General features: G+C 68.8%; 29 protein-coding genes. 16 read left to right on the top strand and 13 right to left on the bottom strand.

Translation table 11 applies throughout. The features are described from left to right. Window positions 1-60 precede the first annotated feature (60 nt). Window positions 61-1,104 (top strand): saccharopine dehydrogenase NADP-binding domain-containing protein, encoded by a 1,044-nt coding sequence (locus AB0J16_RS30030; protein ID WP_358545341.1) that lies wholly within the window; start codon window positions 61-63, stop codon window positions 1,102-1,104. Between the two features lie 24 nt (window positions 1,105-1,128). On the opposite strand, the gene AB0J16_RS30035 is transcribed toward AB0J16_RS30030, so the two are convergent. The 3 genes from AB0J16_RS30035 to AB0J16_RS30045 all read right to left on the bottom strand — a co-directional run bounded on the left by AB0J16_RS30035 (window position 1,129) and on the right by AB0J16_RS30045 (window position 3,324). Next, a complete protein-coding gene (locus AB0J16_RS30035; RefSeq protein WP_358545343.1) occupies window positions 1,129-1,479 on the bottom strand; it encodes a hypothetical protein in 351 nt (116 codons plus the stop codon). Between the two features lie 496 nt (window positions 1,480-1,975). Then, window positions 1,976-2,236, bottom strand: coding sequence for a hypothetical protein (locus tag AB0J16_RS30040; RefSeq protein WP_358545345.1), 261 nt, complete (start codon window positions 2,234-2,236; stop codon window positions 1,976-1,978). 161 nt (window positions 2,237-2,397) lie between these two features. Continuing rightward, window positions 2,398-3,324 (bottom strand): tyrosine-type recombinase/integrase, encoded by a 927-nt coding sequence (locus AB0J16_RS30045; RefSeq protein ID WP_358545347.1) that lies wholly within the window; start codon window positions 3,322-3,324, stop codon window positions 2,398-2,400. A gap of 229 nt (window positions 3,325-3,553) precedes the next feature. Here AB0J16_RS30045 and AB0J16_RS30050 point away from each other — a divergent pair, with 229 nt between their 5' ends. The 4 genes from AB0J16_RS30050 (at window position 3,554) to AB0J16_RS30065 (ending at window position 5,516) form a co-directional block, all read left to right on the top strand. Next, a complete protein-coding gene (locus tag AB0J16_RS30050) occupies window positions 3,554-4,120 on the top strand; it encodes a DUF5994 family protein (protein ID WP_358545349.1) in 567 nt (188 codons plus the stop codon). A gap of 133 nt (window positions 4,121-4,253) precedes the next feature. Beyond that, window positions 4,254-4,577: an STAS domain-containing protein gene (locus AB0J16_RS30055; protein WP_358545351.1), complete on the top strand. Its 324-nt coding sequence runs from the start codon at window positions 4,254-4,256 to the stop codon at window positions 4,575-4,577. Window positions 4,578-4,582: 5 nt separating this feature from the next. Next, the gene (locus AB0J16_RS30060) at window positions 4,583-4,876 is read left to right on the top strand and encodes a hypothetical protein (protein WP_358545353.1); all 294 of its coding nucleotides are present in this window, start codon (window positions 4,583-4,585) and stop codon (window positions 4,874-4,876) included. An 82-nt stretch (window positions 4,877-4,958) separates the two neighbouring features. Continuing rightward, window positions 4,959-5,516 carry a hypothetical protein gene (locus AB0J16_RS30065; RefSeq protein WP_358545355.1) on the top strand — a complete coding sequence of 186 codons (558 nt, stop codon included), beginning with the start codon at window positions 4,959-4,961 and terminating at the stop codon, window positions 5,514-5,516. Here the strand turns inward: AB0J16_RS30065 and AB0J16_RS30070 are convergent. After that, window positions 5,494-6,681 carry an MFS transporter gene (locus AB0J16_RS30070; RefSeq protein ID WP_358545357.1) on the bottom strand — a complete coding sequence of 396 codons (1,188 nt, stop codon included), beginning with the start codon at window positions 6,679-6,681 and terminating at the stop codon, window positions 5,494-5,496. The two genes, AB0J16_RS30065 and AB0J16_RS30070, sit on opposite strands and share 23 nt — an antisense overlap. 87 nt (window positions 6,682-6,768) lie before the next feature. Between AB0J16_RS30070 and AB0J16_RS30075 the strand changes: the two genes are divergently transcribed. After that, entirely contained in the window at window positions 6,769-7,206 is a 438-nt protein-coding gene (locus AB0J16_RS30075; RefSeq protein ID WP_358545359.1) for a helix-turn-helix domain-containing protein, read from the top strand. A 10-nt stretch (window positions 7,207-7,216) separates the two neighbouring features. Here the strand turns inward: AB0J16_RS30075 and AB0J16_RS30080 are convergent, their stop codons facing one another. From AB0J16_RS30080 to AB0J16_RS30095, 4 genes are all read right to left on the bottom strand, one after another. Next, complete coding sequence (locus AB0J16_RS30080; RefSeq protein ID WP_358545361.1) at window positions 7,217-8,806, bottom strand: serine/threonine-protein kinase; 1,590 nt, start codon at window positions 8,804-8,806, stop codon at window positions 7,217-7,219. Further along, window positions 8,803-10,596 carry a serine/threonine-protein kinase gene (locus AB0J16_RS30085; RefSeq protein WP_358545363.1) on the bottom strand — a complete coding sequence of 598 codons (1,794 nt, stop codon included), beginning with the start codon at window positions 10,594-10,596 and terminating at the stop codon, window positions 8,803-8,805. Before AB0J16_RS30085 ends, AB0J16_RS30080 begins: the two co-directional genes overlap by 4 nt. Window positions 10,597-10,718: 122 nt before the next feature. Then, entirely contained in the window at window positions 10,719-11,729 is a 1,011-nt protein-coding gene (locus AB0J16_RS30090) for an aldo/keto reductase (RefSeq protein WP_358545365.1), read from the bottom strand. Next, window positions 11,726-12,172 (bottom strand): VOC family protein, encoded by a 447-nt coding sequence (locus AB0J16_RS30095; RefSeq protein WP_358545366.1) that lies wholly within the window; start codon window positions 12,170-12,172, stop codon window positions 11,726-11,728. Before AB0J16_RS30095 ends, AB0J16_RS30090 begins: the two co-directional genes overlap by 4 nt. A 76-nt stretch (window positions 12,173-12,248) precedes the next feature. On the opposite strand from AB0J16_RS30095, the gene AB0J16_RS30100 reads away from it, so the two are divergent. From AB0J16_RS30100 to AB0J16_RS30125, 6 genes are all read left to right on the top strand, one after another. Further along, window positions 12,249-12,893 carry a helix-turn-helix domain-containing protein gene (locus tag AB0J16_RS30100; protein ID WP_358545368.1) on the top strand — a complete coding sequence of 215 codons (645 nt, stop codon included), beginning with the start codon at window positions 12,249-12,251 and terminating at the stop codon, window positions 12,891-12,893. Between the two features lie 229 nt (window positions 12,894-13,122). Then, complete coding sequence (locus tag AB0J16_RS30105; RefSeq protein WP_358545369.1) at window positions 13,123-14,586, top strand: MDR family MFS transporter; 1,464 nt, start codon at window positions 13,123-13,125, stop codon at window positions 14,584-14,586. A 130-nt stretch (window positions 14,587-14,716) separates the two neighbouring features. Continuing rightward, window positions 14,717-15,061 carry a hypothetical protein gene (locus tag AB0J16_RS30110; RefSeq protein ID WP_358545371.1) on the top strand — a complete coding sequence of 115 codons (345 nt, stop codon included), beginning with the start codon at window positions 14,717-14,719 and terminating at the stop codon, window positions 15,059-15,061. A gap of 382 nt (window positions 15,062-15,443) precedes the next feature. Next, entirely contained in the window at window positions 15,444-15,569 is a 126-nt protein-coding gene (locus AB0J16_RS30115) for a hypothetical protein (RefSeq protein WP_358545373.1), read from the top strand. A 72-nt stretch (window positions 15,570-15,641) separates the two neighbouring features. Then, the gene (locus AB0J16_RS30120; RefSeq protein ID WP_358545374.1) at window positions 15,642-16,034 is read left to right on the top strand and encodes a hypothetical protein; all 393 of its coding nucleotides are present in this window, start codon (window positions 15,642-15,644) and stop codon (window positions 16,032-16,034) included. 49 nt (window positions 16,035-16,083) lie between these two features. After that, the gene (locus tag AB0J16_RS30125; RefSeq protein ID WP_358545375.1) at window positions 16,084-16,479 is read left to right on the top strand and encodes a hypothetical protein; all 396 of its coding nucleotides are present in this window, start codon (window positions 16,084-16,086) and stop codon (window positions 16,477-16,479) included. Window positions 16,480-16,544: 65 nt separating this feature from the next. On the opposite strand, the gene AB0J16_RS30130 is transcribed toward AB0J16_RS30125, so the two are convergent. Beyond that, window positions 16,545-17,930, bottom strand: coding sequence for a hypothetical protein (locus AB0J16_RS30130; protein WP_358545376.1), 1,386 nt, complete (start codon window positions 17,928-17,930; stop codon window positions 16,545-16,547). A 200-nt stretch (window positions 17,931-18,130) separates the two neighbouring features. Between AB0J16_RS30130 and AB0J16_RS30135 the strand changes: the two genes are divergently transcribed. Beyond that, a complete protein-coding gene (locus AB0J16_RS30135) occupies window positions 18,131-18,673 on the top strand; it encodes a hypothetical protein (RefSeq protein ID WP_358545377.1) in 543 nt (180 codons plus the stop codon). Between the two features lies 1 nt (window position 18,674). Here the strand turns inward: AB0J16_RS30135 and AB0J16_RS30140 are convergent, their stop codons facing one another. The 3 genes from AB0J16_RS30140 to AB0J16_RS30150 form a co-directional block, all read right to left on the bottom strand. Then, entirely contained in the window at window positions 18,675-19,283 is a 609-nt protein-coding gene (locus AB0J16_RS30140) for a TetR/AcrR family transcriptional regulator (protein WP_358545379.1), read from the bottom strand. A gap of 9 nt (window positions 19,284-19,292) precedes the next feature. Continuing rightward, entirely contained in the window at window positions 19,293-20,201 is a 909-nt protein-coding gene (locus tag AB0J16_RS30145) for an alpha/beta fold hydrolase (RefSeq protein WP_358545380.1), read from the bottom strand. A gap of 67 nt (window positions 20,202-20,268) precedes the next feature. Next, window positions 20,269-22,266, bottom strand: a complete 1,998-nt coding sequence (locus AB0J16_RS30150; protein WP_358545382.1) for a GxGYxYP domain-containing protein — start codon at window positions 22,264-22,266, stop codon at window positions 20,269-20,271. Window positions 22,267-22,402: 136 nt separating this feature from the next. On the opposite strand from AB0J16_RS30150, the gene AB0J16_RS30155 reads away from it, so the two are divergent. From AB0J16_RS30155 to AB0J16_RS30165, 3 genes are all read left to right on the top strand, one after another. Further along, entirely contained in the window at window positions 22,403-23,179 is a 777-nt protein-coding gene (locus tag AB0J16_RS30155; RefSeq protein ID WP_358545383.1) for an SDR family oxidoreductase, read from the top strand. Between the two features lie 90 nt (window positions 23,180-23,269). Then, entirely contained in the window at window positions 23,270-23,950 is a 681-nt protein-coding gene (locus tag AB0J16_RS30160; protein ID WP_358545385.1) for an expansin EXLX1 family cellulose-binding protein, read from the top strand. A 29-nt stretch (window positions 23,951-23,979) separates the two neighbouring features. After that, window positions 23,980-24,480, top strand: coding sequence for a hypothetical protein (locus tag AB0J16_RS30165; protein ID WP_358545386.1), 501 nt, complete (start codon window positions 23,980-23,982; stop codon window positions 24,478-24,480). Between the two features lie 45 nt (window positions 24,481-24,525). Here AB0J16_RS30165 and AB0J16_RS30170 read toward each other — a convergent pair whose 3' ends face one another. Then, the gene (locus AB0J16_RS30170) at window positions 24,526-26,307 is read right to left on the bottom strand and encodes a zinc ribbon domain-containing protein (RefSeq protein ID WP_358545388.1); all 1,782 of its coding nucleotides are present in this window, start codon (window positions 26,305-26,307) and stop codon (window positions 24,526-24,528) included. Between the last annotated feature and the right edge of the window lie 182 nt (window positions 26,308-26,489).

Below are 26,489 nucleotides of genomic sequence, written 5' to 3' on the forward strand. Positions count from 1 at the left end.
CAATGGGGCAACCCAGACAGGATTTCCGCAGCGGATCACTTCGAGCACGAAGGAACAGATATGGGATCGGGTCGGAATGTGGCGGTGTACGGCGCCTATGGGCATACCGGGCGGTTCGTGGTCGCGGAGTTGCGCGAGCGCGGATACGTTCCGCTGCTCCTCGGCCGCGACCAGGACAAGCTGCAGGCTCTGGTACAGGACCAACCGGGGCTTGAGGCGCGGCAGGCGTCGGTCGACGATCCGGCCTCGCTCGACCGCGCGCTGAACGGCGCCGACATCGTGATCAACTGCGCCGGGCCCTTCGCCACGACCGCCGCCCCGCTGGTCGAGGCGGCGCTGCGCGCGGGCATCCCGTATGTCGACGTGGCGGCCGAGATCGAGGCGAACGCCGACACGTTCGCGCACTTCGCGGAGCGTGCCCGCGAGGCGGGCGCCGTGGTGGTCCCGGCGATGGCCTTCTACGGCGGCCTCGGCGACCTGTTGGTCACCACCGCTATGGGCGACTGGACGGCGGCGGACGAGGTACACGTCGCCTACGGCCTGAGCAGCTGGCACCCCACTGCCGGAACGCTCGCCGCAGGCGTGGTCTCGGGGCAGCGGCGGAGTGGCCGCCGTGTCCGCTTCACCGGCGGACAGCTGGAGTACCACGAGGACGCTCTGCCGACCCTGGAGTGGACCTTCCCGGCTCCGCTCGGCTCCCAGAGCGTCATTGGAGAGTTCACCATGGCCGACGTCGTCACCGTTCCTAGTCACCTGTCCGTACCGGAGGTGCGTACCTACATGACCGCCAAGGCGGCCGCGGACCTGTCCGCTCCTGACGCCTCGGCACCGACCGCCGTCGACGAGCGCGGCCGCTCCGCGCAGACCTTCGTCGTCGACGTCCTCGTCCGCTCCGGAGGTACGGAACGCCGCGTGGTCGTCTCCGGCCAGGACATCTACGCCATCACCGCGCCGCTCGCGGTGGAGGCCGTCGACCGTATCCTCACCGGCCGGACCAGGACCACCGGCGTCGTCTCCGCGGGCGCGGTCTTCGACGCCCCGGACTTCCTCCGCGCCCTGTCGGCGCATCTCTCGCTGCATGTCCCGCTCGACGCACGCGGCTGACCGTGCTGGGGATCCGGACCGTGGTCAGGCAGGTGCCGTCAGCGGGTCACGGGGCGAGGGCGGTTCCACCAGAGGGAGAGGGGCGGTGTCGACTCGCTGGTGGATGACGGTGAAGCTGCTGGGAAGGGCGTTGAGGGCGGTTTGGAGTTGGTCGGCGTTCTCGGCGCCGTGGTAGGAGCCGCCGGTGGTCTGGGCTATCTGCTTGAGCGCGGGCTCGTCGATGGTGCGGGGGTTACGGCCTCTGTCGAATCCGCCGCGGCCGCCGAAGCCGCCGCCCCAGCCGCCGAAGCCGCCGTCGAACTGTGTGTTGTCGCAGACCATCGGGGTCGGGTTCGTGGTGCCGAAACCGATGGGGAAGGCCCGGACGCGGCGCACGGCCGCCTCCTGCGCGGCGATCTGCGGGTCTCACCCCGCGGCTGGGACAGCTGTTTCGCTGCGGACGGCAAATCCATCACATGCAGTAGTTCTCGAGCGTCGACGAAGCACTGGACGCCGAGAAACGGGTGCGCGAGGACGGGCTCCAAGCCCTCGTCGGCAATGACAACATCCAGGTCTCAGCTGTTGTGAGCGCGCTCGAACTCGACGCAGCGACATCATAAGGCGTTAGTTCAGAGAAGGCACGTAAGGCAAGTGTCCCTTAATCTGCGGGCGGTCGTCGTAGGACGGGTCGTGTGTGGTTTGGCCGCCGATTTCCGTCTCAGCGAGCCGAGATCGTTGCGTCCTCGGCTCGCTGAGACGGGAGGTTTAGTGGCTGCCGGTGAGTGGTGGGTGGCCTGCTCGGGCGGGTCGTCGCCCGTCACGCTGCCCATCATCTCGTGGTTGTGAACGAGTTCGGCGGGTCCAGGTCAGGGTGCGTTGGGGCAGCCCGCCGCTACAGGTACTGGCCCGCTTCGGTTCTGTCTGTCTTCGACACCCGCACCGACACCACGTTGGCGAGGTTGATGACCACGCCGTTCACGTCGGTCTCACGGTCATATCTTGCCCGCATCAGCACCAGGCTGCGCCGCTCGTCCAGAGCACGAGCGATCGCCGCCACCGCCTCTTCCTCCCCGTCGAAGTCTCCGCTCATCACGGAGACGTCTTCGCCGCCCATCAGGTGGAATCGAAGGATAATTGCGACTTTTTCAGGCACGGCCGGCTCCTTCGGAGAGAATCCGCAAAGGGTATCTGCCCAGCCTCGAACGCTGTAGGCAACTGCCCTGCACGTTCGCCTCCGCGCGGGCGCACGCGACGCCCTCCAAGCTGGATACAGGCAGTAACAATCGTGCCATCCGTCCCGAACCGGATTTGTGGTCAATGGTCGGTGATGAGGGCGTCCAGAGCAGCGGCCTTGTCGGCTTCGGTGGGCAGGGCGTAACGGCGGGTGGTGTCCAACGAGCCGTGACCGAGGAGTTCGGCGACCAGGATGGGGTCTTTGCCGTCGCGGATGAGCTGCGTGGCGAAAGTGTGGCGCAGGACGTGCGGGCTGAAGGGCTCGGTGGGGTCGTCATTAAGGCCAACGGCGTCGCCGAAGCGGGTGATGATGTCGCGGGCGGCGCGGTCGCTCAGGCGGCCGCCGCGGTGGTTGAGGAACACCGCGGCGTGGGCGCCGGCCGCCTTCCAATCGGCGCGGGCTTCCAGCCAGTCGGTCAGGGCCTGGCGCAGGTCCGCATGGACGGGCAGGAGGCGGATCTTGCCGCCGTCGCGGCCCTTGCCGCGGATGCGTAGTTCGCCCTTGCGGGCTGATAGGCGGACGTCGGCCAACTCGAGGCCGACGACTTCGGAGATGCGCAGGCCGGCGTAGTAGGGCAGCAGGGCGATGGCCTTGTCGCGCGGGGATGCGGTGAGTTGGACGTGGCGGATGTAACGGCGGGTGCGCCGGGCCTCCAGGGCGCGGGGGGCGGTGCGGCGCGAGTCGCGTTCCCGCTGAACTGTGGGCTTGCCGAGGCCGCGGCGGGCGTAGAAGTCGTCGATGGCCGACAGGTAGGTGTCGATGGTGTTGGGGGCGCGGCGGCCGTTCTTCAGATGCCGGCGGAAGTCGCGCACGGCGCCGGTGGCGGCGATGGGGTCGGTGAGCGGGTCGCCGTCCAGGGCGCCGGCGTCGGCTTGGTCGGCCAGCCAGGCCAGGTAGCCGCGCAGCCGGGAGACGTACTTGGTCTTGGTGGAGCCGGCCAGCGGGGCGTGCGCGAGCGCGTCGGTGTAGTCGGCCAGGACAGTGGCATGGGGGGCGGGGAGCGGCACGGTCCGCGACCGGCTTGTGTTTCCGGAAGCTGATCCGGCCGGTTGCATGATCTCTGAGGGCGTGTTTCCGGAAGTCACCCGCTCAGTCTACTTCCGGAATTGGGCAATTCCGGAAGTCATGCCGTACACTGAAGGTACCGAGGCCTTTTCGAGCGTTGGCATTCAGGTCTGCGTCGCCCCCGGCGAACCACCACCGGCCTCTTCGGGGGCCTGGACAGGTCAGGCGACCATGACGCCGACGCTTCTTTCTCAACCCGCACCGCTCAGCTCCGCCTCGTCCGCGATCCCGCGGGTCGATTCCGGGCTACGGCTCAGCCTCCGCCCGGTGCCGAATCGGCGAGCGGTGGTGGACGGGGCCTGGTGGCCCTCCTCCCGTGACGCGGCCGTCGAACTGCCCGGCCTCATCGCCGCCGTGGACCGGCTGCTGGATCGGGTCACGCTCCGCATCGGCCTGCATGGCGATGCGTGGCAGAACATTCCGCGCCGCATCTCGGCACGCGGGCGTCAGGTCCGCGTCGGCTGGTTCCGCTACACCGACCCGCGTGTGATCACTCTCAGCTTCGCCGCCGGCGAGCCGGTCGTCCTGCTGATCATCCCTTCGGGTACCGCCGCCGGCGCCGCCGGGGCCACGCTCAAGCTCACCGCCCAGGACATCGCCGGCTTGAGCATCGAGGCCATCCTCACCCTCGCGCATCTGCCGGCCGGCCCCGCTCCGCGTGCCACGGCCGACGGCTCGGCCCGCTGGGAGGACGAGGGAGGGTCGGTCATCGGGCAGGTGGCGCAGCCGTCCATGTGACGGCCGACAACGCCCCGTGTGCCGCTTGCCGGCCGGATCGAGCGGTCCTGGCACCGCCCGTACTGGCGGCGGGCCGATCTTCGGCCGGCAGGCATCTCATCACCTTTCAGCTTCTCCCGTGAGGAGGACTTCCATGACCGTCATCGACGCCGCCCCGCTCGCCGGGGTGAGCGCCTCGGCGCCGACCCTGGTGCATCTGTCGGGGGACATCGACATCTTCACCACAGCTCGGCTGCGCCAGAGGTTGATCAACACCCTCGACCACAGCACCGATTTGCTCATCCTGGATCTGTCCCAGGTCACCTTCTGTGGGGCAGGCGGGTTGGGCGTGCTGATCGGCGTGCAAGGCCGTGCCCGGACACGCGGCATCACGCTGGCCCTGACCGGCGTTCCGCCGCGCGTGGCCCGGCTGCTGCGCATCACCGGCCTGGACCGCCGCTTCCCGGTCATGGCGTGAGCGGCATGCCGACCGCCACCCGCACCGCCGCCGGGGCGGGCTATGACGGCAATGCGCCGTTCCCCCGGCCCGCTGCGCCCGCGCGGGCCGGTATCGTCCCGCTGACGCTGACCGCGGCGATCGTCATCGCGCCGTTCCTCGCGCTGGGTGCCGGCATCTGGCTGGCGTGGGGAAGCGGGATCTCCCTCACCGACCTGCTGCTGGCCGCCGTCTTCTACGTGGTGACCGGGCTGGGGGTGACGGTCGGCTTCCACCGGCTGCTGACCCACCGCTCCGACCCGCACTCCCCCCACAAATAAGGCGAAAGAGCTATAAAGCCCGCCTTAGAACTCCCTGAGAAACGGTCCTGGTTGGACACCCGGCGTCTTGGATACTTGGCGCATGTCCATGATTTCCAAGGTCTTATTAGGGGTGACGGTCCTCGGCGGCCTGCTCACAGGCTGCAGTGGTGGCAGCCCTGCCGCCCCCTCAGGGTCCTCCACGCCGGCCACATCGAGCGCGCCGCCCACCTTGACCGCGACGACCGCACTGGCGCGGCCGTTCGCTCTGCCGAAGAGCTGCGACGATCCCCGGATGGTCGCGGCCATGGGCGCGTTGATCAAGGGGAAGAAGTTCAGCAAGCGGTACGACGCCAGCGGTGCGCTGACCTGCTCGTGGGGGAAGAAGATTCCCGCGGCCTCGGTGACGGTCGCCCTTCCGTCGGCGCCGCCCAAGTACAAGGACTTCCCTCAGGTCGAGGTCCCCGAACTGACCACGCTCGGCGTCGAAGCGCAGTCCGGCGGCACCGAGATCGCCCTTGGCAGCCGGTCCCTGTACAACCAGGTGTTCGTGGTCACGGCCCCGCAGTTCCGGCTCACCGTCGACCAGTTGAGCGAGAAGCGCCGCGACGACGACCTACGCGAGGCGGCCGTCGCCCTCACCACGTGGCTGATGTCGTAGCTACTGTTCGTTTGAGGCGTACCCTCCTGTCGGTCGCCCAGACGGCCAGCGCGCAGGCCGCGAACCCGGCCCCGAGGAGACTGGAGCCCGCCCAGCCATGGGCGGTGAAGATGGCGGTGGTCGCGGCCGCACCGAGGGCGGAGCCGAGCGAGTAGAAGACCATGTAGCCGCCGATGACGCTGCTGGTGCGCTCCGGATGCGCGGCGGCGAGCAGGTGCTGGTTGCTCACATGTACGGCCTGGACCGCGAAGTCGAGAACCACGATTCCGACGATGAGGAGCCACAACGACCACGGCAGCCGCGCGATCGCCGCCCACGAGAGGATGAGCAGGGTCAGCGCGAGACCAGTGACCGGGGCCGCCCGTCCCGCATCCGCCCACCGTCCCGCGCGTGCCGCACCGAGTGCGCCGGCGAGTCCGGCGATGCCGAACAGTCCGATCTGGCTCTCACTCAGCTGCCATGGCGGGTCCGCCAGCGGCAGGGACAGTCCGCTCCACAGGGTTCCGAACGATGCGAACAAGAAGAACGCGATGAGCCCGCGCGTCAGGAAGACCCGCTGCCCGAACAGTCCGCCGAGTGAGACGACGGCCCGTCCGTACCCCGTAGGTCGGTTGGGGCGCTCCTCTGACGGCAGTACGGCGAGGACGACGGCCGCCAGCCCGAGTGACAGCACCGCGAGCAGGGCATAGACACTCCGCCAGCCCCACACCTCGGCGAGCGTGCCGGTGACGACCCGCGCGCCCAGGATGCCGACCACAACGCCCAAGGTCACGACGCCGATGTTCCGTCCGCGTTCGGCAGGCGGCGAGACCGAAGCGGCGTAGGCCACCGTGGTCTGCACCACGACCGCGAACACCCCAGCCATCGCCAGCCCCAGGAACGCCACCCATGCGGCTGACGCCGAGGCCGTCAGGATCATGCCCACTGCGGTGAGCGCCAGGTGCGCGGCGATGAGTCGGCGTCTGTCGACCACATCGCCAAGCGGCACCAGCAGCACCAGCCCTGCCAGATAACCGAACTGGCCGACCGCGACGATCCACCCAGTGAGCTCCGCCGACACACCGAGATCGCGTCCCATCGGCTCCAGAACCGGCTGCGCGGCATAGATGCTCGCCACCGCGACACCACACACCACCGCGAGCAGCAACCGCCGCCACATGTCCATCGCACCCCAAACCCAATCAGTAGCAGATTGCAACCAATTTGACCGTACGGCATAATGGTTTCAATTCGCAACCGATTGGGAGATGCCGTGCCGAACACGGACTGGACCGACCCCGAGTGCCCCGTCGCCCGCACGCTCGACCTCGTCGGCGACAGGTGGAGCCTGCTCGTCATCCGCGACGCGATGGACGGGGCACGATCGTTCACCGAGTTCCAGCGGCGGACCGGCATCGCCCGCAATATCCTCACCGACCGCCTCCGCAAGCTCATCGCTCACGGGCTCCTCGCCCAGCGCACCGCGCCATCGGGCCGCCGCCAGGAATACGTGCTCACCGACGTCGGCCGCGACCTCTTCCCGGTCATCCTCACCCTGCGGCAGTGGGGAGAACGCCACGCCTTCGCCCCCGGCGAGACCCGCTCCACCCTTGTCGACCAGCACGGCGTCCCTGTGCCGGAGATCGCGCCGACCAGCGCCGACGGCACCCTCCTCGGCACCGACACCACTTACGTTCATAAGCCCCGCTAAAAGCAACGGCTCAGGACGCGCCAAGCTCCCGGCTGCTCTCGACCCGGAAAGAGCTGCCGTCGGGGACCAGGTTGAGCCTGGACACGGTCCCGTCCGTGCCGAGGCGGAACACCCGTGCGCCTGCCGCGGTGAGCGCTTCCAGGGCGATGGCGCGCGTACCGTTGCCCGACGGGGCCGAAAGCAGCGTCGTCGTCCGGCCGGACGGCCACTCCCCCGTCGTCATCTCGGCCGAATCCGGCTGCGGGCTCGGCGGCCAGACGTGGTCCAGCTTCCACACGGTTCCGACGCTGCGCATCTCCATGACCACGCCGCCGAGATGGTAGTCGGAGGTGGAACCCTTGGTCGTGTTGATCTGGCCCCAGACCAATACGACGACCCGGTCAGCCCGCGCGGCGACGATTCCGCTCTCAGATGCCACCGCCCGCTGCACGATCTTCTCGTCGCGGATCTGTCGCGCCTGGTCCTGGAGGCGGCCGGTGTACTCCACGCCCGCACGTCCCGTGGTCGCGTCATCCACTGCCCGGAAGTCCTTGTCGAGCGTCTTGTAGTCGAAGCTGTTGATGATCGTGTAGGCGGTCCGGGCCGTTGCCCCGGCCTCCAGGGCGTAGAGCGGTGGCGGTGCAAGGACACCATCGCTCTTCCCCAGGCTCGCCGGTCTGCCAACGTCGGCGGGCAATCCTCTCCATATCGCCGCACCGAGTCCACCAGCGAGCAGTACGGCTGCCGCCACAGCGACGATCCATCCCCGCCTCCAGCCACGCGCCCGGACCGGCGCCGGTACCTGGGCAGGCTTCAGTGGGGTGCGGTCGACAAGGTGATAGAGGAGGTCCTGGGCTGACGGGCGGAGGGCTGGGTCCTTGGCCAGGCATGTCTGGAGGATCGCGCGCAGGAAGCCGTCCAGTTCCGTGTCCGGGCCCAGGTCGGGTTCCTGGTGGAGTACGCGGTAGACGACGGTCGGCACCGCGTCGTCACCGAAAGGAGGACGGCCTGTCGCGGCATAGGCGAGCGTCGCGGCCCATGAGAAGACGTCGGCGCTGGGAGCCGGTGGATGTCCGGCCAGCTGTTCGGGCGCGATGAAGGCGGGCGTGCCGGTGATGAGGGCGTTCGTGGTGGGGCCGCCGACGGCGCGGGCTAGGCCGAAGTCGACGACGCGGGGGCCGTCCGGGCCGATGATCACGTTGCGGGGGGACAGGTCCAGGTGGGCGACGCCCGCGCGATGGATCGCGGTCAGCGCGGTGGCGGTGGCGACGGCCAGTCGTTCCAGTGCTCCGCCGCGCAGGGGGCCCTCCTGCCGGACGAGTTCGGCCAGAGATGGGCCGGGGACGTACTCGGTGACGATGTGCGGCGGGTCGGCGGTCAGATCGGCGTCGAGCACCTGGGCCGTACAGAACCCGGAGACCCTGCGCAGCAGGTCCAGCTCGGCCGCCATGCGATGCCGGGCGGCCTCGTCGGAGATCCGGGGCAGCGCTTTCACGGCGACCTGCCGTCCGTCGGCCCCCGTGGCGAGGAAGACGACGCCCTGGCCGCCCGCGCCGAGTCGGCCGAGCACCCGGTAGCGTCCGATGCGTTCCGGGTCGCCTGGGCGGAGGGGCAGGCTCATTTGGTACGCCGCTCGAACATGGATCGATTGTCCTTCGGCGAAGTGACGTCCTCCAGCTTCCATCGCCCGTCGACCCGGCGCAGGTACAGCCGGTACGCCACCACCTCGTGGTCAGGGGCCTTGGCCGAGTCGCCGAGGTGGATCAAGGTCGCGACGTCGGGCCCGTCGAAGCGTTCGAAGGCCGTACCGATCTCCCGGTATTGCCAGGTCCACCAGGCGGGAACCTGAGCGTCGGGGACCGCGGCCAGCTCTCGCCACCACTGCTCGGCCCGTCCCGTGGTGCAACGATCGAAGAAGTCCGGACGCTCTTCCAGGCGGGGCCCATTGATGAACGCCTCGGTCTGGCAGTGGGCGGCGTCGGTGACCATCTGCCGTACCTGCGCGGTGGGCCAAGCGGCGTCGGCCGGAGCCGGAGAGCCGGACGGTGTGGTTCGCGCGTAGTCCATCTTCCAGCCCGCGCCTGAGGGGACCATCTCGGCGAACAGCAGCGGATCCTCCGACTTCGTCGGGGTTCCGTTGCGGGTGATGGCGCTGAGTCCGGTGACGATGACCGACACCCGCTGCGGCGACGCCCACACGATGCCCACGGCGGTCGCCCGCGCCGTCTGCTTCGCCTTCGCGGCTACCACCGCGTTCTTGGAGTTGGCGACCAGATGCTGGTAGTCCTGCGCCGCCGTCCCGGAGAGCAGTGCCAGCGTACGGCGCTCGCCGGCGTCGTAGTCGGTGTAGTCGAGGCTGTACCAGGCCTCGAAGGCCGTTCGTGCCGCCCCTGCCGCGGCTTGGGAGTATCCCGGAGGCTCGTTGGTCGTCGCGGACTTCGTGACCGTCGCGGGCTCCGTGACCGTCGTCGTTGTCTCGTTTGTTCTCGCCCACCAGAGCGCGCCGCCCGCCAGGATGAGGGCCGTGGCGATCGCGCTCGACGCTAATATCGTGCGCCGCGCCCGTCTCGTTGGTTTTCGTACGGCAGGACGCGGCTCGGCTGGGGAGCCGACGCCGAGATCCATGATGGACAGCGGGAGTTCGGCTGCCGTGGGACGGTCGGTGGGCTCCTTGGAGAGGCAGCGTCCTACCAGAGGGCGGAGATGACCTGGCAGGGAGCCGAGGTCGGGCGGCTCGTTGAGCACGCGATACAGGACGGCGGGCAGCGAGCCGGCCTCGAACGGGGAGCGGCCGGTGGCGGCGTACACCATGGTGGCGCCCCAGGCGAAGATGTCGGCGGCCGGGCCGAACTCCTCGCCCCGGATCTGCTCGGGGGCCATGTAGCGGGGAGTGCCCACTTGGGCGCTGGCGAGGGCGGCACCGTCCTGGAGTACGCGGGCGATGCCGAAGTCGATGACGCGTGGACCGTCGCGCCCCAGGAGGACGTTCTGCGGTTTGAAGTCGCGATGGACGATACCCGCCCGGTGAATCGCGATGAGGGCCGTGGCCGTCGCCACCGCGAGCCGGTCGAGCTCGGCTCCGGCGAGAGGCCCGTGTTCGGCGACGAAGGCGTGCAGGGATTGGCCGGCGACGTACTCGCTGACGATGTACGGCGGGTCGGCCGTCACATCGGCGTCGAGGACCTGCGCCGTACAGAAGCTGGAGACGCGCCGCAGAATGGCGAACTCGCGCTCGAACAGGCGGCGGGCATCGGAACCCACCTCGGCGTTGATCACCTTCAACGCCACCTGGGCGCCGTCTGGCGCGCTGGCCAGGTAGACGATGCCTTGGCCGCCGGCCCCGAGCCGTCCCGTCAACGCGTAGCGTCCGACGTGCTTCGGGTCGCCTGCGAGCAGCCCTTCAACGCTCATCACCGCACAGGCTAATGGTCGTTCAACCTACCGGCCAGAGTGGCGCCGTCATGCGGACAAAGGCCCAGCTCACCCCCTGGCGCTCATGGCGCCCGCAGGCTCCAGAACCGCGAGCGCGTTTGTCAGCGGGGGCCGACGAGCGCCGAGCCGAAGACCCATGAGGACGTCTGGTCGATGAAGTCCCCCGGGAATCCCAGCGCGAAGCCGGTGGCCTGTTCCAGACTGTCGATGCTTTCGGGCGGCAGGGTGAGGTCGGCGGCGGCGAGGTTGTCGCGGAGTTGGTCGGTGCTGCGCGCCCCGACGATGGGGTGGACGGCGTGGGAGCGGCTCGCCGTCCAGGCGATGGCCACCTGCGAGGGCGTGGCACCGAGGTCGTCGGCGACGTCCTGCACCACGCGGGCGACGGCGTGGTCACGAGCCGAGAGCGATTCGGCGCTGAGCCGGCCACCGGTCGCGGGTCCATCGGGGCGGGTGTACTTGCCGGACAGCACGCCGCCGCCCAGCGGGCTCCACGCGGTGACGCCCAGTCCGAGCGACTCGGCCATGGGCAGCAGCTCGCGTTCGATGTCACGCTGGAGCAGGTTGTACGGCACCTGGAGACCGATGAACGGACTCCAGCCGTGCCACTGCGCCAGAGTGTTCGCCCGGGACACGATCCAGGCGGGGGCGTCGGAGATCCCCACGTACAGCACTTTGCCCGCCCGGACCGCGTCGTCCAGCGCACGCATGGTCTCCTCGATCGGCGTGGCGCGGTCCCACATGTGCACCCAGAAGACGTCCACATAGTCCGTGCGCAGCCGGCGCAGGCTGGTCTCCAGCGACGCCCGCAGGTTCTTGCGATGGTTCCCGGCCGCGTTGGGGTCGGCGCGGTCGCGTGAGACGGTGTACTTCGTGCCGAGCACGAACGACTCGCGCCGGCCCTCCAGCAGCTCGCCGAGTATCTGCTCGCTCGCCCCGTCGCGGTAGTTGACGGCGGTGTCGATCATGTTGCCGCCGGCTTCGGCGTACAGGTCGAGCATTCGCCGGCACTCCGGCAAAGGCGCGCCGACGCCTCCCTGCTCGCCGAAGGTCATGGCGCCCAGGATCAGCTCGGAGACCCGCAGACCGCTCGCGCCCAGCGTGCGGTACCTCACGCCGTCGCCGATCCGCTGAACAGCTCCGCGGCACGGGAGGTGATCTCGTCGTGCGGCACGTCCCGGATGTGCTGGTCCAGCGCCCAGCGATGCCCGAACGGGTCGAGCACCTGGCCGGTGCGCTCACCCCAGAAGGCGTCGTGCACCGGCTCGAAGACCGTGGCTCCCGCCTTCAGCGCTCGTGCCCAGGCCGCGTCGACATCCGAGACAGGAAGGTGAAAGGCGGCGGAGGTGCCACCGAGGGCGGCCGGGGAACGCATGCCCAGCGCGGGCATCTCCGCGGCTACCGCGAGGACGGTGTCGCCGATCAGGAGGTCGACGGTCAGCGTGCGGCCGCCGGGAAGAGTGATGCGATTGGTCTCGCGCGCGCCCAGAGCCTCGGCGTACCAGGCTGCGGCGTGGTCGGGGTCGGTGACGACCAGGTGGATTGCTATGTGTGCCATAACCGGGACCATACACAGTGTCTGGACATGCCGTCTAGACGCATCGTCCGTACAAGGCGGTCATAAGCTGGGTCGCATGTCCGCCAAGCGCACCGCACACTCCGCCCGCCGATCTGGAGCCGCGCCGGCCGCCGCGGAGCTTCGGGAGCGCATCATGTCGGCGACGCGCGAGCTGCTGAGCGAGCGGCGCTTCGACGCCCTGAGCGTGGCCGACATCCTGACCGCCGCCGAGGTCTCCCGGGCCAGCTTCTACTTCTACTTCCCGAGCAAGCAGGCCGTACTCGGCGAGCTGGTGCGCGCAGCCGTGACGCAGGGGCAGCAGGCGGCGCAGCCCTGGATCGACGGGCAGCAGGACCCGGCGGCCGCGCTCCGGGCCGGGGTGAGCGACGGCGCCCGGCTGTGGCGCGCCAACGCGGGCGTCCTCATGGCGATCGTGGAGAGCTGGGGCTCCGACGAGGGCCTGCGGGCCCTGTGGCTTGAACAGATGGACCTGTTCACCGAGGCCGCCGCAGCCCGCATCCGATCCGACCCGGAGGCGCTCCGGCAGCTCGGCGACGCCGATGTACGCGCCGTGGCCGCCTCACTGACCTGGCTGGGAGAACGCCTCTACTACCTCGCCGCGGCCGGGGTGCCGCCCTTCGACAACGAGGAGGTTCTCATCGACGTCCTCACCAATGCCTGGACCGCGATGCTCTACGGCCGGTCGGCCCCGGAGCGGTGAGCGCCCAGGGAACCGACGTCGGCTGCTGAGCGGCTTGACGTCACACTGACCACGATCTGGAGATCGTCATCGGCCGCCAGTGAAAACCGGGTGACATTTCGCATCACTCACCGGAATGCTGGGGCGGGGGCGATGAGTTTTGTCGGTGGTGCCGGTCAGTCTTTGCGTGACCACAACATCGTGTGAGCCCGATGACCACATCATGTCCGACAACCCAGATAGAGGTGCCGTGTTCAGCCCAGAGCTCGACTCACCCGCCAAAACCGCGACCGCCGTTTCGGGTCGCACCCCGGCCGTGATCCGGCTGCTGGTGCTCGCCACCTTCGTGGTGATTCTCAACGAGACGATCATGATCAATGCGATCCCTCGGTTGATCGACGCGCTGCACATCACCGAGCAGACCGCGCAGTGGCTCTCGACCGCCTTCATGCTGACCATGGCCGCGGTGATCCCGATCACCGGATGGTTCCTGCAGCGGGTGTCCACACGCAGTGCGTACACCACCGCTATGGGCCTGTTTCTGGCCGGCACGGCGTTGGCCGCCGTCGCGCCGTCGTTCGAGGTGCTGCTCGGCGCCCGCATCATCCAGGCGTCCGGGACCGCGGTGATGATGCCGCTGCTGATGACCACGTTGATGCAGGTGGTGCCCGAGGAGGAGCGGGGCCGGGTCATGGGGAACGTCACCCTGGCCATCTCCGTCGCGCCGGCGATGGGTCCGGCGGTCTCTGGGGTGATCCTGCAATTCGGGTCCTGGCGGCTGCTGTTCGCCGTGGTGCTGCCCATCGCCGCCTTGATCACTTGGGGTGGCCTGAAGCAGCTCAAGAACGTCGGAGAGACCGAGTTCAGCACCATCGACTGGTTGAGCGTCGTGACCGCGGCGGCCGGCTTCGGCGGGCTTGTCTTCGGGCTCAGTCGGTTCGAGGGTGGTGACGTCGGCGTCGCCGCCGCGATCGTGGCGGCCGGCCTGCTCGCCATCGCCGTCTTCGTCGTGCGCCAGCTGTCGTTGCAGAAGCGCGGCACGCCGCTGCTGGACCTGCGTACCCTGCGCCACCGCACCTACACGGTCGCGCTGATCATGATGTCCGTGGCCTTCATGGCGATGCTCGGCTCGATGATCCTGCTGCCGCTGTACCTGCAGAACATCCGCTTGCTCACCCCCCTGCAGACCGGGCTCCTCGTGATGCCGGGCGGCCTCGCGATGGGGCTGCTCGGTCCGATCGTCGGCCGCCTGTTCGACAAGTACGGCGGCCGGGTTCTGGTCGTCCCCGGCGCGATCGGCATCACGCTCGCGCTCGCCGGCTTCACCCAGATCACGATGACCATGCCGTTCTGGCAGCTCCTCGGCCTGCACGCGCTGCTGATGGTGGGCCTGGCCGCGACCTTCACCCCGGTGTTCACCATCGGGCTCGGCGCGGTTCCCCCGCCGCTCTACTCCCACGCCAGCTCCATACTGAGCACGCTGCAGCAGGTCTCCGCGGCCATCGGCACCGCGCTCGTGGTCACCGTGATGAGCGCGCGAGCCGAAAGCCTGAGATCCGAGGGAGTCACGCAGGTGCTCGCCACCCTCGACGGCATGCGGCTGGCCTTCATCATCGGCGCGGTGCTGTCCGTGGCCGTGATCGTCACCGCTGTGCTTCTCCCGGCCCGCGCGGACGGCGCCGGTGAGCACGGGGAGCGGCCGATGCACGCGTGACGGCGGTAGCGAACTCAAGGACGGGGGTCAGAGCAGGCGCCTGATCTCGCCGTACGCTCGGTAAAAGCCGCCCTGCCCGGCCGAGCGTACGCCGTCGACCAGGTAACGGGCCCCCGACGAATGCGGCCAGGTGGCGAGCTCCTCGCTGGACGGTCACGCGTCACTCGCCTTCGACGCCGTCAGGCTCTACGTCAACGCCGTCAAACAGCTGCGGGAGGAGGCTCCTGGCATGCCCCTGACCTCGGCGGCTGTCTGGCACGCCATCAGCGGCGTGCACGGCGACAAGGCGCTCGACGGGGAGAGCGGCATGATCGACTTTGGCGGCGACGTCGATCGTCAGGTTCCGCTGGACAAGCTCATCTCCGTCCAGCACGTGGATGGGCTCGGCCAGCCGTCGCAGGTGGGGTTCTGCGGCCGGGTCGGCGCCCGGGAACAGGCGCTGTGGTGCCCCGCCCTGGAGGTCGGCCGCGGTTAGGAGCGGCAGCATCGTCTGAGCGAATCGGCGGGGGTTGTGGGTAATTTTGCGCAGACACCCGCGGCGTGTAAGGGTGAGGCTGTTGGCTACATGCGAACGCCCAAGGCGGGGAAGCGGGCCGGGCAACGCGATCGGACGACGAGCAGGCCCGCCGCCTGATCATGAACAGACCCATCGCACGGCGACTTACGACCAGCCGACCACGTCTCACAGTGAGATGGCCGGCGGCGTCAGGAAATCTCTCGCCTGTCGGTGATCGGCCGTCGCGGATGGGTAGATCGACGACTTCGCGAGACCGGCGGGCCGCCGAAAGGCGTTGACCGTTCCGACGCGCTCGCCGAGTGGTCCCGAACCGCTTCGCAGGAGATCACAGGGTACGGGCGTGATCATTTCCGGTATCGGCACATTGATCGCCATCGCCCGCCGCATGGAGGCGCGCGACCCGAAGACGGCGTGGACCACCAGGCTCCACCGTGCCCACGGCCGCCCTTGGCCGCACACCCGCTGATCTACATCAAGAGCGTCCTCGAACTCGCCAGGTCGCTCGATGCTCCATGGAATCGACGAAAGGACCATCTCCATGCGCCGCACCATCGGCGTGACCGCAGCCGTGACCATCACCGCGGGCCTCATCGCGACGCCATCCGCCGCCGCCTCGGCCTCGGACTCGGCTATTACCGCCCCACCCACGAACGCGTCCGCGCTGGGCATTCACCGGAAGTCCCGCAAGTGCGCCAAGCCGACGGGAAACACGTTCAACATCTCCTGGCGTGACGGGCCCTCGTCCACCACCTTCTACTTCAACAACCACTGCAAGGAAAAGAACCGCATCAGGGTGTGGTACGCCTCGCTCGGCATGAAATGTAAGGCCATCACCGTCAATCCTGGAACCAAGGGGAGGAAGAAGCTGCACAGAATCTACTACCAGAACCTCATGAAGGTGGACTTCGGCAAGTGCCCGTACTGGCCGTGAGTCTCTCAACGCCCCACGAATGACTGAGAATACGAAAGGAATATCGCCTATGCGCCGCGTCACCGGTGTGACAGCCGCCGTGGCAGTCGCCGCGGGCCTCATCACGACGAGCCCCGCCAGCGCCTCCTCCTCGGCTCCGAGCGAGACGACCACCGCCACGAACGCGTCTCAGGTGGCCGCTCGCGAGAAGTCCCACAAGTGCGACAAGCCCAAGGGGAAGAGGTTCAACATCTCCTGGTCTCCTGGAATGGAGTCCACCACCTTCTACTTCAACAATCATTGCAGGGAAAAGAACCGCATCAAGGTGTGGACGACGGACTCCGTCACACACGTCACTTCGTGCACGAATATCGGAGTCAAGCCCGGGGTGAAAGGCAAGAAGAAGGTCTGGGGCGCCATAAAGGGCAACATCGACATGGTCACCTTCGGCACCTGTCCCTGGTAGCAGCGGTATGAACACCGCGCTGTCGTGGGCCATGCCGACGGATCTGCCATCGCGATCGTCTGGCTTCACGGATTGCCGGTGCGGCCCGCGCCCAGGTCATCCTGTGCTGCCCACACCGTCATAGTTCGGGCGGGTCCGCCGATGCGGCGCCAGGCGCCGGTGTCGCGGGACCAGCGGAGGATCTCCGAGCGGTCTTGGGTCAGGACGTACACCTCCTGCCGGCCGACCCGCACCTCCGCGCCCGCTGGGCCGATGTCCTGCCAGTTCTGGTTCTTGGCGTCGGTCCCCGGCTCAGTGAGGACCCGCAGCCGCTCGCGCGACGGATCGGTGGAGAAGAGGCCGGCGGCGCCTCCGTACAGGTCGTCGGCCGGGCCCGCCGCGTAGGCCCAGAGTGGTCGCGCTCCCGCGAGCCGGCGGTTGACCGTGGTCCGTTCCGGGGTGAGGCCGTACAGGTGCCGGTCGGTGAGTGCGAACGCCGCGCCCGCCGTCCCGACGAAATCCCATTGGCCGGGGCGGCCCAGGTAGGTGAAGATCCGGCCGTCGTTCGGGTCGGTCGCGAACAGGCCCGGCTCACCGCCGTACAACCGCGCCGCCGGGCCGCCTATCTGGGTCCATGACGTGCCGTGTCCGTCCCAGATGTGTACGGCCTGACGGTCCGCGGCCAGCCGGTAGACATGTGTGCCGCTGACCGCGAGGTCGCCGCCTGGTTCGCCGATGGGGAACCAGAAACCGGGACGCCCGCCGTACGCGTAGAGCAGGTTGTCCATCCCGGTCGCGAACAGGCCCGCGGGCCCGGACCAGAGCTGCTTCGCGGCGGCGCCGATCCTGGTCCACCGGGTCGCGTCCCATTGGAAGATGCCACGGCCACCTGGTCCGATGGCGAACACGCCGGTCCCCGTGAGCGGCGCGGCCGTCGGGGCGTCGCCGGCCTCAAGGGTGCCCGGCGCGCTCGCGGCGGTGTCCATGCTGCTCGCCGGGGCTAATCCGAGCAGCAGCATGAGCACCGCGAGGACCACGATTCCGGCTCCACCGCTGTTGAGCATGTTGCGTGTCAGGGGGCGTGAGCGCTCTGGGGCCTTTATGGGCTCCGGGGCGTTTGCGGGCTCTGGCGCCGCCGAGGGTCCGGTGATCGACGGCGAGGCCGCTGGAGCGGGCGTCTGGAGTGGTCCCTCAAGGGCCGCCTGGTGCAGCCGCGCGGCCGTCTCCATGCGTGCCTGGCGGGTGCGTTCGTCCGGTGTGCGGTCCTCTACCAGCCGGCGCAGCAGTTCCAGCGGGATGATCTTCTGGCCAGAGCGGTACTCGCCCCAGAGCGTCTTGCCCACGTGGTAGCGCCCGGCGAGCTCGCGGACGGTCATCCCGCTGGTCAGCGTCAGCAGGAACTGCGCCAGCGCGTTCGCCTGCTCCGTGCTCCCTCTCGGCCTGCCCTGGGGCCTGCCCACCCGGCCGCTCATCGCGGTCGCCTCCCTCCCGCTCCCCTCCCTCTCTGATGATCAGTTGAACAGAACGATTGTCCGCGGACAACTCATTGTCCGGACTTCACCAGCGATTTCACGCCGAACCGGTTCCGGACAACTGCCGCGTCCGCCAGCCTCCGAAATACCGCACCTTTTGCCAAGGATTCCGGCCGACCGTACCCAAGGAGATACTGAGCATGAGCTTCATCGACAACGAGCAGATGAGCAGGCTCACGGCACGATTCGCCGCAGCGGCCCTGCTCGCGACCGCCCTCAGCGCGTTGCCGGCCTCTGCCTCCACCGCGGAGAGCGGGTACACGCCTGAGCGGGTGTGCGGCAGCGGCTTCGGGAAGGTGGTGGGCGGCACCCAGACGGTGACCGACCAGGGGCGCATCGTCCGGGGCTATGTCTACCTGCTCTACAACGCGCGTACCGGGGAGAACTGCGTCGTCACCATCAAGTCGAGTTTCGTGGGGCAGCCCACCCTGACCAGGGCGACCCTGTTCGTCAAGGTCCCCGGCAGCAGCGCCGCAGACAAGTTCGAGGAAGAGGACGCCTACAAGTACTACGCGGGTCCGGTGAAAGCGCAGGCCAAGGATGTCTGCGTCGCCTTCAATGGGTATGTCAGCAACCTACGCGTCAACGAAAAGTCGTCAGCTTCCAGTGTCCAGGCCACCGGCGGTTCGACGAGCTTCGGCAACTGCGGCACACAACGTATGCGTCAAAGGGGGATCCGCTAGGTCAAGCCGCTGTCGGCCCGAACAGGCGGTCCAAGTGGTAGCCGATGATCTCGATGGCGGCCTCGCGGCTGCGCTGCCCGCTGAGGACGCTGGAGGTCAAGCCGTTGACGAGGGCCAGCAGGCCGGCGACTTCGGTACGCGGGTCACGATCGGGGGTGATCTCCCCTGCCTGCTGCGCGGCGGTCAACCGTACGGTGAGGAAGTTCTCCAGTGCGTTGGGCAGGGTGACCCCGACCGCGGCGAGCGCCGGGTCAGTGAGGGCGGCCGTGTAATACGCGGTCCAGGCCATGGAGTCCAGGCGGCTCTGCTCGTCGGAGGGCAGAGCCGCGCCGAGGACCGCGTCGAAAACGCCTCGCGGTGTCAGCTCGCCCGCGGCAGCGGTGGCCCGCTGCTTGACCCGGCGGTCCATGCGGGCACCCAACTCGGTGAGGCCGGACTCGAGCAGGGCCTGCTTGTTGGTGAAGTAGTACTGGACGACGCGCAGCGAAACCCCGGCTTCGGCGGCGATCTCACGCATCGACACTGCCTGCAAGCCACGGGTGCCGGCGATGCGCAGCAGCGCCTCGGTCAACTGGCGCCGTCGCGCATCATGGTCTACCTGTTTGGGCATGTCGATTTCCTAGCTGTGCTTCGATGTCGCGATGCCGAGCCGTACCTGGCCGGGAAAAGCAAGAATCCGCTCGACGACCAGGTCCGGAGCTTCGACGGGCAGCGCGTGTCCGGTGCCGGGCACGATCTCCACCCGCCACGACGGCGCGACCTCGGCCAGCCGCGCGGCCATCGCCTGCGCGTCGTGCATCGCGCTGCGGGCGCCCAGCAGCACCTGTATGGGCACGGACAGCTCGCGCACCTGCTCATCGGTGTAGACGGGCGGGATGGGCAGGCGCCGGCGGAAAGACCGGCCGGCCGCCACCAGCTTCATCAGCGCGTCCTCGCGTAGCGTGCCGTTGCCCACCGCGTCAGCGACACGATGTCGCGGCGCACGAGGAAGCAGGGCGGCCATACCGCCGACGATGAGCCACCGGAGAAACCGCCCGGTCATCGGCGCGAAGCCGGCCGGGTCCACCAGGGTCAGCGCCGCGACCCGGCCGCCCCCGCCGAGCTGCTGTTCCACCGCGATCCAGCCACCGTAAGAGGCACCCACCACATGTGCGCGCTCAGCACCGGTCGCGACCAGAACGTCGGTGAGCCAGCCGCCGACCTCGGCACCGGTCGCGAGCGGGTGCCTCTGGACCGAGCGGCCGGGCTCGCCGAGCGGGTCGACGGCAAAGACCGGACGCATGCGTGCCAGCGGTTCTATGTAGCGGTACCAGGCCAGTGCGTTCCCGCCGGAGCCGGCCACGAGGACGATGGGGTTTCCCGTGGCGGGCCCGGCCCGGTGGATCCGCACGCTGCCGGCACGGGTCTCCACATCGATGGCGTCTACCGGCACCGGCCACAGCTCGCCGAGCATCCGGTCGTAAGCGGCGTAGTACTTGTCACGGGCAGAGTCGCTGGCAAAGGCGGATGGCCGGTCTGGAATGCGCATGGTGACCTCATCTCCCGAATGGATACAGTCGTATCCTAAACGGCCCCCGCGAGGCGGCGCCGCGTCGTTAGAAGTCGTCGTTCAGCAGTTTGAAGAACGTGTCGCCGCGGACGATCTCAAAGGGGTCGGTGAGCAGGGTGCCGAGCTCGGCGACGTCGGCCGGCGCCCAGTTCCAGGCGTTGATCGCGCCCGCGATGAACAGCGGTGATTTCCCGTCCCAGCCCTCGATGTGCTTCAGCAGCGTGTCGCGATATTCCTGGGCCTTTCCCTGGGGGGAGAAATTGCCGATCAGCGGGATGCCGGCCGGGCGGATCCGCAGGTCGCCGCTTTCCCAGGATTGGATGATGCCGCGCACCGGGGTGTTCTTTCGGTACGAGCCGGCGATGCGCTCGTCGAACGCCACCCAGCCGGTGTTCTCCGGGTTGCGATAGTTGTAGGCGTAGACCAGGTCCATGCCGGTGTCGCGCAGGAAGCGGCCGCTGAGTTCGGTGTAGGCGTCCAGGTCCTTGGCCGGCCAGGATCCCGGGTATGTGTAGCCGGCACCTGAGGGGCCCGAGATCAGCAGGTCGTTGGCGGTGGCCGTGCGCTGGTAGTACGCCAGGAGCGCGGGGCCGATGTCGGCCAGCAGGGGGCTGACGGTCCAGTTCACCGGCACGGCGCCGCGTTTCGGGTCGTCCCAGAGTTCGCGCATTCTGCGCTGGCAGTACTGGATGTTGTCGCCCTCGCCGAATGTGAGGGTGAGGTAGACGCGGTTGCGTAACGTGGCCGCCGGTCTCGGTCGTACGCGATCGGAGACCTTCGCGGCGACGCCCGCGTGCACGGTGGCGTTCATGTAGTAGTCGGCGGGGACCACTTCGACGGCGTGCTGCGAGGTGCGGTCCACGCCGCCCCATTCGCCCGCCACGTCATTGGAGAACCAGCCCGCGTAAGGGGTGGTGGGCTTCACCTTGCTGAGAATCTCGTCGAGTAACTTGCCCGCCTCCCCCGAGGGCGGCAGCCAGAACACCATCGCGCGCATCGCCGCCGCGTAGTCGCGGAAATACGGGAAGGGCTCCACCCGGGTGGGCGCGGTGGTGGCGGCCGTGACCAGGTATTGGTTCCACAGGTCGACCTCGACCAGGAGTTGCTGGGTCCCGGCCGGTGCGACGAATCGGTAGATGAAGTAGCCGCCGCCGTCGGAGAAACGGTTGGCGTCGCCGCCGATGGAAGAATTGAGGCCGTCGAACAGGTACGGGGCCTCGGCCTCCGTACCCGGGATGAAGGACACGATCTCCTTGCCGTCGGCCTTCACTTTCACCGAGCCGACCGAGGCGCCCCAGCCGTCGTCGCCGAGGGAATCCTGGAAACGCAGATACACGCCGTCCTGGCCGGAAAGCTCCTGGCTCAGGTCGAAGGTGCGGACCGCCCTGTTGGAGGAGTCACGGACGCGCTCGCTCTCGCGGGCGATCTCGCGCCACTGAACGCCGTCCACGCGTACCGTCCTGGTCGGCGGAAGTCCGGTGAGCAGCGCGTGCGTGCAGCGGGGGAAAAGGTGGTCGAGCTGCCATCGGTACGTCCCCAGAATGTCGTCGGCTTTGAAACGGCCGCGCAGGTCGGTGATGATTCTGAGGCCGTACTGGCTCGCCTGCTCGGCGGTGGCAGCGACGGCGTTCTCCAGCCCGGCCAGCGTGGTGGCGACATTCACGGAATCGGGCACCGCGGGGTCGTGCACGATCGCTCCGCGTACCTCGTTCTTGTAGCGGGCGACGAGGTCGAGCGGCTGGTCATGGCGCGTTACGGCGGCGCCGGTGCTGGACAGCCAGCGCAGGTCGTAATTGGCGCTGTCGTAGTTGAAGTAGAGACGCGGCTGCCGCCGGTTGACGATTCCCTGGAGGGTGGTCAGCAGCAGCTGGTCGTTTCCGTGGAGTGTGCTGACGTCGGCGACATCGAGCCGGGTGGGACGGCCGAAGTTCGGCAGAAGGGGGACTCGAGTTGTGGCGGCGGCCGGGCTGGGGAGGGTGATTCCGAGGCCGCCGGCCGCGAGGACCACGCCATTGGCCCACAGGAAAGTACGTCGTGACACCATCAGCGATCGCTGCTCCTTACTGGAGGGACCGGGACTGACATCGTTGTCATCTCGCAGCGAACTTAACCGGCTGACGAAATGTTGTCCATGGTGTAAATACGGCAGGCAACGAGCAAACGCTTGGTAGAGTCGACCCGTGCTGCTGGAGGGCAAGATCGCGGTCGTCACCGGGGCGGGTCCAGGGCTGGGCCGGACGCTGGCGGGGCTGTTGAGCGAGGAGGGCGCCAGGGTCGTCGTGGCCGCCCGTACCGCCGCGACCGTGGCGAAGACGGCCGACGAAGTGCCGGGCGCGCTGGCCGTACCCGCCGACGTGACCCGGATCGACGACGTACGGCGGCTGGCCGACACGGTGATCGAGCGGTTCGGCCGAGTGGACGTGCTGGTCAACGCCGCCTTCCCCGGCTCGCACCGCAGGAACGTACTGGACATGTCCGTCGACGACCTGGAGACCTGGCGCGGGGCCGTCGAGACCGGCGGTTACGGCACGCTGCTGGCCTGCCGGTTCATCGCGCCGCACATGGTGGCCCAGGGCTCCGGCTCGATCGTGAACATCACCTCTATGTCGTCCCGTACGGGCTACGCGGGGCGCAGCGACTACGCCGCGGGCAAGGCCGCCGCGCACCTGCTGTCACACTGCCTGGCCGACGAGCTCGGGCCGCATGGCGTACGCGTGAACTGCGTCGCGCCCGGTTGGATCGCCAGCGAGCTGCTTGACGACTGGATGCGCACCCGGGCGGCGGCGGAAGGTGTCACGTTCGAGGAGATCCTCGCGCGGGACGTCTCGGCGATGGCGCTGCGCCGCATCGCCACGGAGGAGGACGTGGCCCGCGCCGTCCTCTACCTTGCCTCCGACCACGCCAAGGCCATCACGGGCGCGACCATCGATGTCAACGGCGGCCAGCTGTTCACGTGACAGCCTCCGACGATATATGGCGCTTTATCGTACTGAGATCCACTCTTTTCGCTACTGTCACATCCGCCCCTTATGAGAGGAACACCACGGATGCGACGCTTACCCGCCGTTCTCACCGCCGCGCTCGCCGCGACCTCGCTCCTTTCCGCCCCGGCCCCCGCCCTCGCGCAACCAGCGCAGGCGGCCAAGGGGCAGGCGACCTTGTATGAGCTCCAATCGGGGGGCGGCAACTGCTCGTATCCGTCACGTCCCGCCGGCGACCTCTATGTCGCGCTCTCCCCCAGTGAGTACGCCGCCGCCGCTGCCTGCGGCGGCTACCTGGACGTCACCGGTCCGAAGGGGACCGTCCGGGTCAAGGTTGTCGACCAGTGCCCGGAGTGCCAGGCGGGGCACATCGACCTGAGCCGTACGGCCTTCGCCCGCGTCGCGGACCCCGCCAAGGGCCTGGTGGGCGTCACCTACCGCCCGGTCGCCAACCCGAAGGTCGGCCGACCGCTCTCCTTCCGCGTCAAGGAGGGGTCGTCGCAGTGGTGGCTGGCGCTGCTGGTCATCGACCACGGCAACCCGCTCACCTCGGTCGAGGTGAAGTCCACCGGCGGCACCTGGCGCAAGCTGGCCCGCGCCAACTTCAACTACTGGATCGCCGAGTCCGGCGCGGGCCAGGGCCCCTTCTCCGTACGGGTCACCGACACCCGCGGCCACCGGGTCACGGCCAACGGCGTTCGCCTGTCCCCCGCCGCCGTCCAGCGCAGCACCACAAAAATGTACTGACAATTCTTTCTGGCATACAGTGAATGGTCATGCGGACCTCGGCCATGGCAGTCGCGGGATTAGTGATCGTCGCGGTCGCGGTCGCGATTTCCGCTGTCGTGCTCGTCCTGTCAGCGCCAGCCGGCAGGGCCGTCCCCTCGGCACCCACAACCTCCCAGCAGGTCGCCGAAGAGGACGAGGAAGACGGGGAACGAGTAGCTCCCGGGACCGCTTGGTCACTGCAGCTCGACGGGGAGACCCGCCAGAGTCTCGTCGACGTCACACAAAACGCGGGTGCGCGGGCAGCGCTGAGTGGATCCGTATATTACGGCGCCGTATACGGGCAGAGCGAAGCCGAGGACGATTACTACGCGATCGCCATGACCGACAGGATCCACTTCTGGAGCAAACATGGCGGCGATGCCTGGCGTTATAGGGGCGATTTCGAAAAGGCCGGCTGCATAGCCCCGGTGCCGTTCAGGCTGTACACCGCATGGGGCCTGAGCCTTTCGACGGCTCGGCCGGACGGCCAACCTCCTTGCCCTCAATAGGCAGTCATCAGAGCGTCTTGAATTCCCTGTGGTTCCCTGAAGGAATCAGGCAACTCGGACGGGCGTGGCCTGGCCCGGGCTGTTCCCGTGCTCGATGTGTATGAGCACGGGGGTGGCTTTGGCGTGGTGGAAGCCGGTCCGATGGTGAGAATTCCTGACATGCCCTGTCCGGTACGGCTGGTGCCGTCCCGGCTTGGGTGCATGGCCCGCCGGACGCTGTCCACCGCCGGTGGGCGGTGGGGCGGGCACCGTGCGCCGGTCGGGCACACGGCTGGACGTCATCGAGTTGTTTCGTGAGTTGGCCGGGGTACGGGTGGGCCGTTTCGGGGTGGGGCGCCTCTTGGCTCTGTCGCGTGCTGCCGGGCGGGGGTGCAGATCGGTTCGGGTGCGGCGGGCGCGGCGGGCCGCCCGGGTGAGCCTGCGCGTTCGGCGGGCGCGGGCGACATTCCTCTCCACGACGGCGTGGATGGTGCGCACCCCGGTGGAACGGTGGGTGCGGGTAGCGTGCTGGCCGAGCAGGCCGCGGGAGACGATCCGCTCGGCCGCTGCCCAGTCCCGATCACAGGACAGGCCGCAGGCCGGGCAGTAAGCCCACCTCCAGCCCTTGTCGGCGAGCCGGTCGGGGGCCGGGCAATGCCGGAGCACCGACGTGCCGTCCCCGCATCGGGGGCAGTACCGGGAAGTGCCACGCGCCGCGACCGTGACCACCGCGATGGCGTACTTGGCCGCCAGATGCCGGATCGCCTCGACGATCTGCCCGCGTACCTGCCCCGACAGTCGCGTGTTCGCGCTGCCTCGGCGTCCGCGTGCTTCCAGGGTGGCCAGGTCTTCCAGGTAGATGACCGTCGTCCCGGCGGCCACGGCCTGGTCGACTGCCCAGCGGGCGGCTGACCAGGCCAGCGCCTTGTTCAGGTTGCGGATGCGCGCGCACAGCCGCTCATGTTCGACACCGATGACCTGGCAGGCCGCGCTCAACGCGGCGTAGCGGGGATCGGCGCCAGTCATGCCGGCCAGGAGTCGTTGCTGGTGCTTTATCTTGGCGGCCAGGTGCTCACGCTCGGCCCGCAGTCGGTGCAGCTTGGCCGACACACCGCTCGCATCGTAGAGCAGCGGCCGCCCATCGCCGATCACCCGGCTGCCGGAGATCACCCGCCCATCGGCCACAAGACGTCCCACCACACCGGTCAGCAGCCCGTTGAGGCCCCAGTCGAAACCGCACCCGATCACATGACCGGTAGCGGGTACGAAGCCGATCGGGATCTGGAACGGCAGATCGACGCGCACCCGACCCTCGGTCACCCGCAAGGTGGGGGCGCACAACCTCGCCTCCGACGGCACGGTCGGCGGCAAGACGACAGGCAGCACATGCCAGGCCCAGTCCCTGGCGGACGCGGGCGATTCGACCAGGGGAAGCCGCACCCGCAGCCGGGCGCCGCGGTGGCCGATGCGCTCCAGGGTGAGCAGTTGCCGGTCGGCCGCCGCCAGCACCACCTGCGCCGCAACGTTCGGCGGCTCCTCCAGTTCGGTCAGATCTGCCGGGAACACCTCATGCTCGTCGTGATAGGCGCGGATTTGCCGGGTCCGGTTACGGATCTCCGCCGCCGTCACCCCGTCGGGTAGCAGGGCGCGCAACGCGTCCCATTCGGCGTCGGTGCGCGCACCCGGGTTGTGCGGCCAGGTGGTTACGATCGCCTCCACCAGGCGGCGCCGGTGCAGCGCCAGCCGCAACAGGCGGGCGGCCTGCTCCTGCGCGCACCGCAACACCCGATCGCAGACGTACACGCCGGGCTCCGGGCCCACACCCCAGCCCAGCCGTCGAACAGCCATAGCCCTTCGACGGCAACACCCGCCCGTCCAGCCCCACCCCGCCAGCCAGCCCATCCAGATCGGCTGGATTCCACCGGAGCGCGACCAAGCAGCCGGTCAGATCCCGCGCCAGAGCGGTCAGCCAAGCCACCCGCCGTGCCAGCAGCGCCTGAGGGACGACCTCGCCCGTTTTCTCCACCATG

It is taken from the genome of Nonomuraea sp. NPDC049750 (assembly GCF_040659625.1).
Taxonomy (GTDB): domain Bacteria; phylum Actinomycetota; class Actinomycetes; order Streptosporangiales; family Streptosporangiaceae; genus Nonomuraea.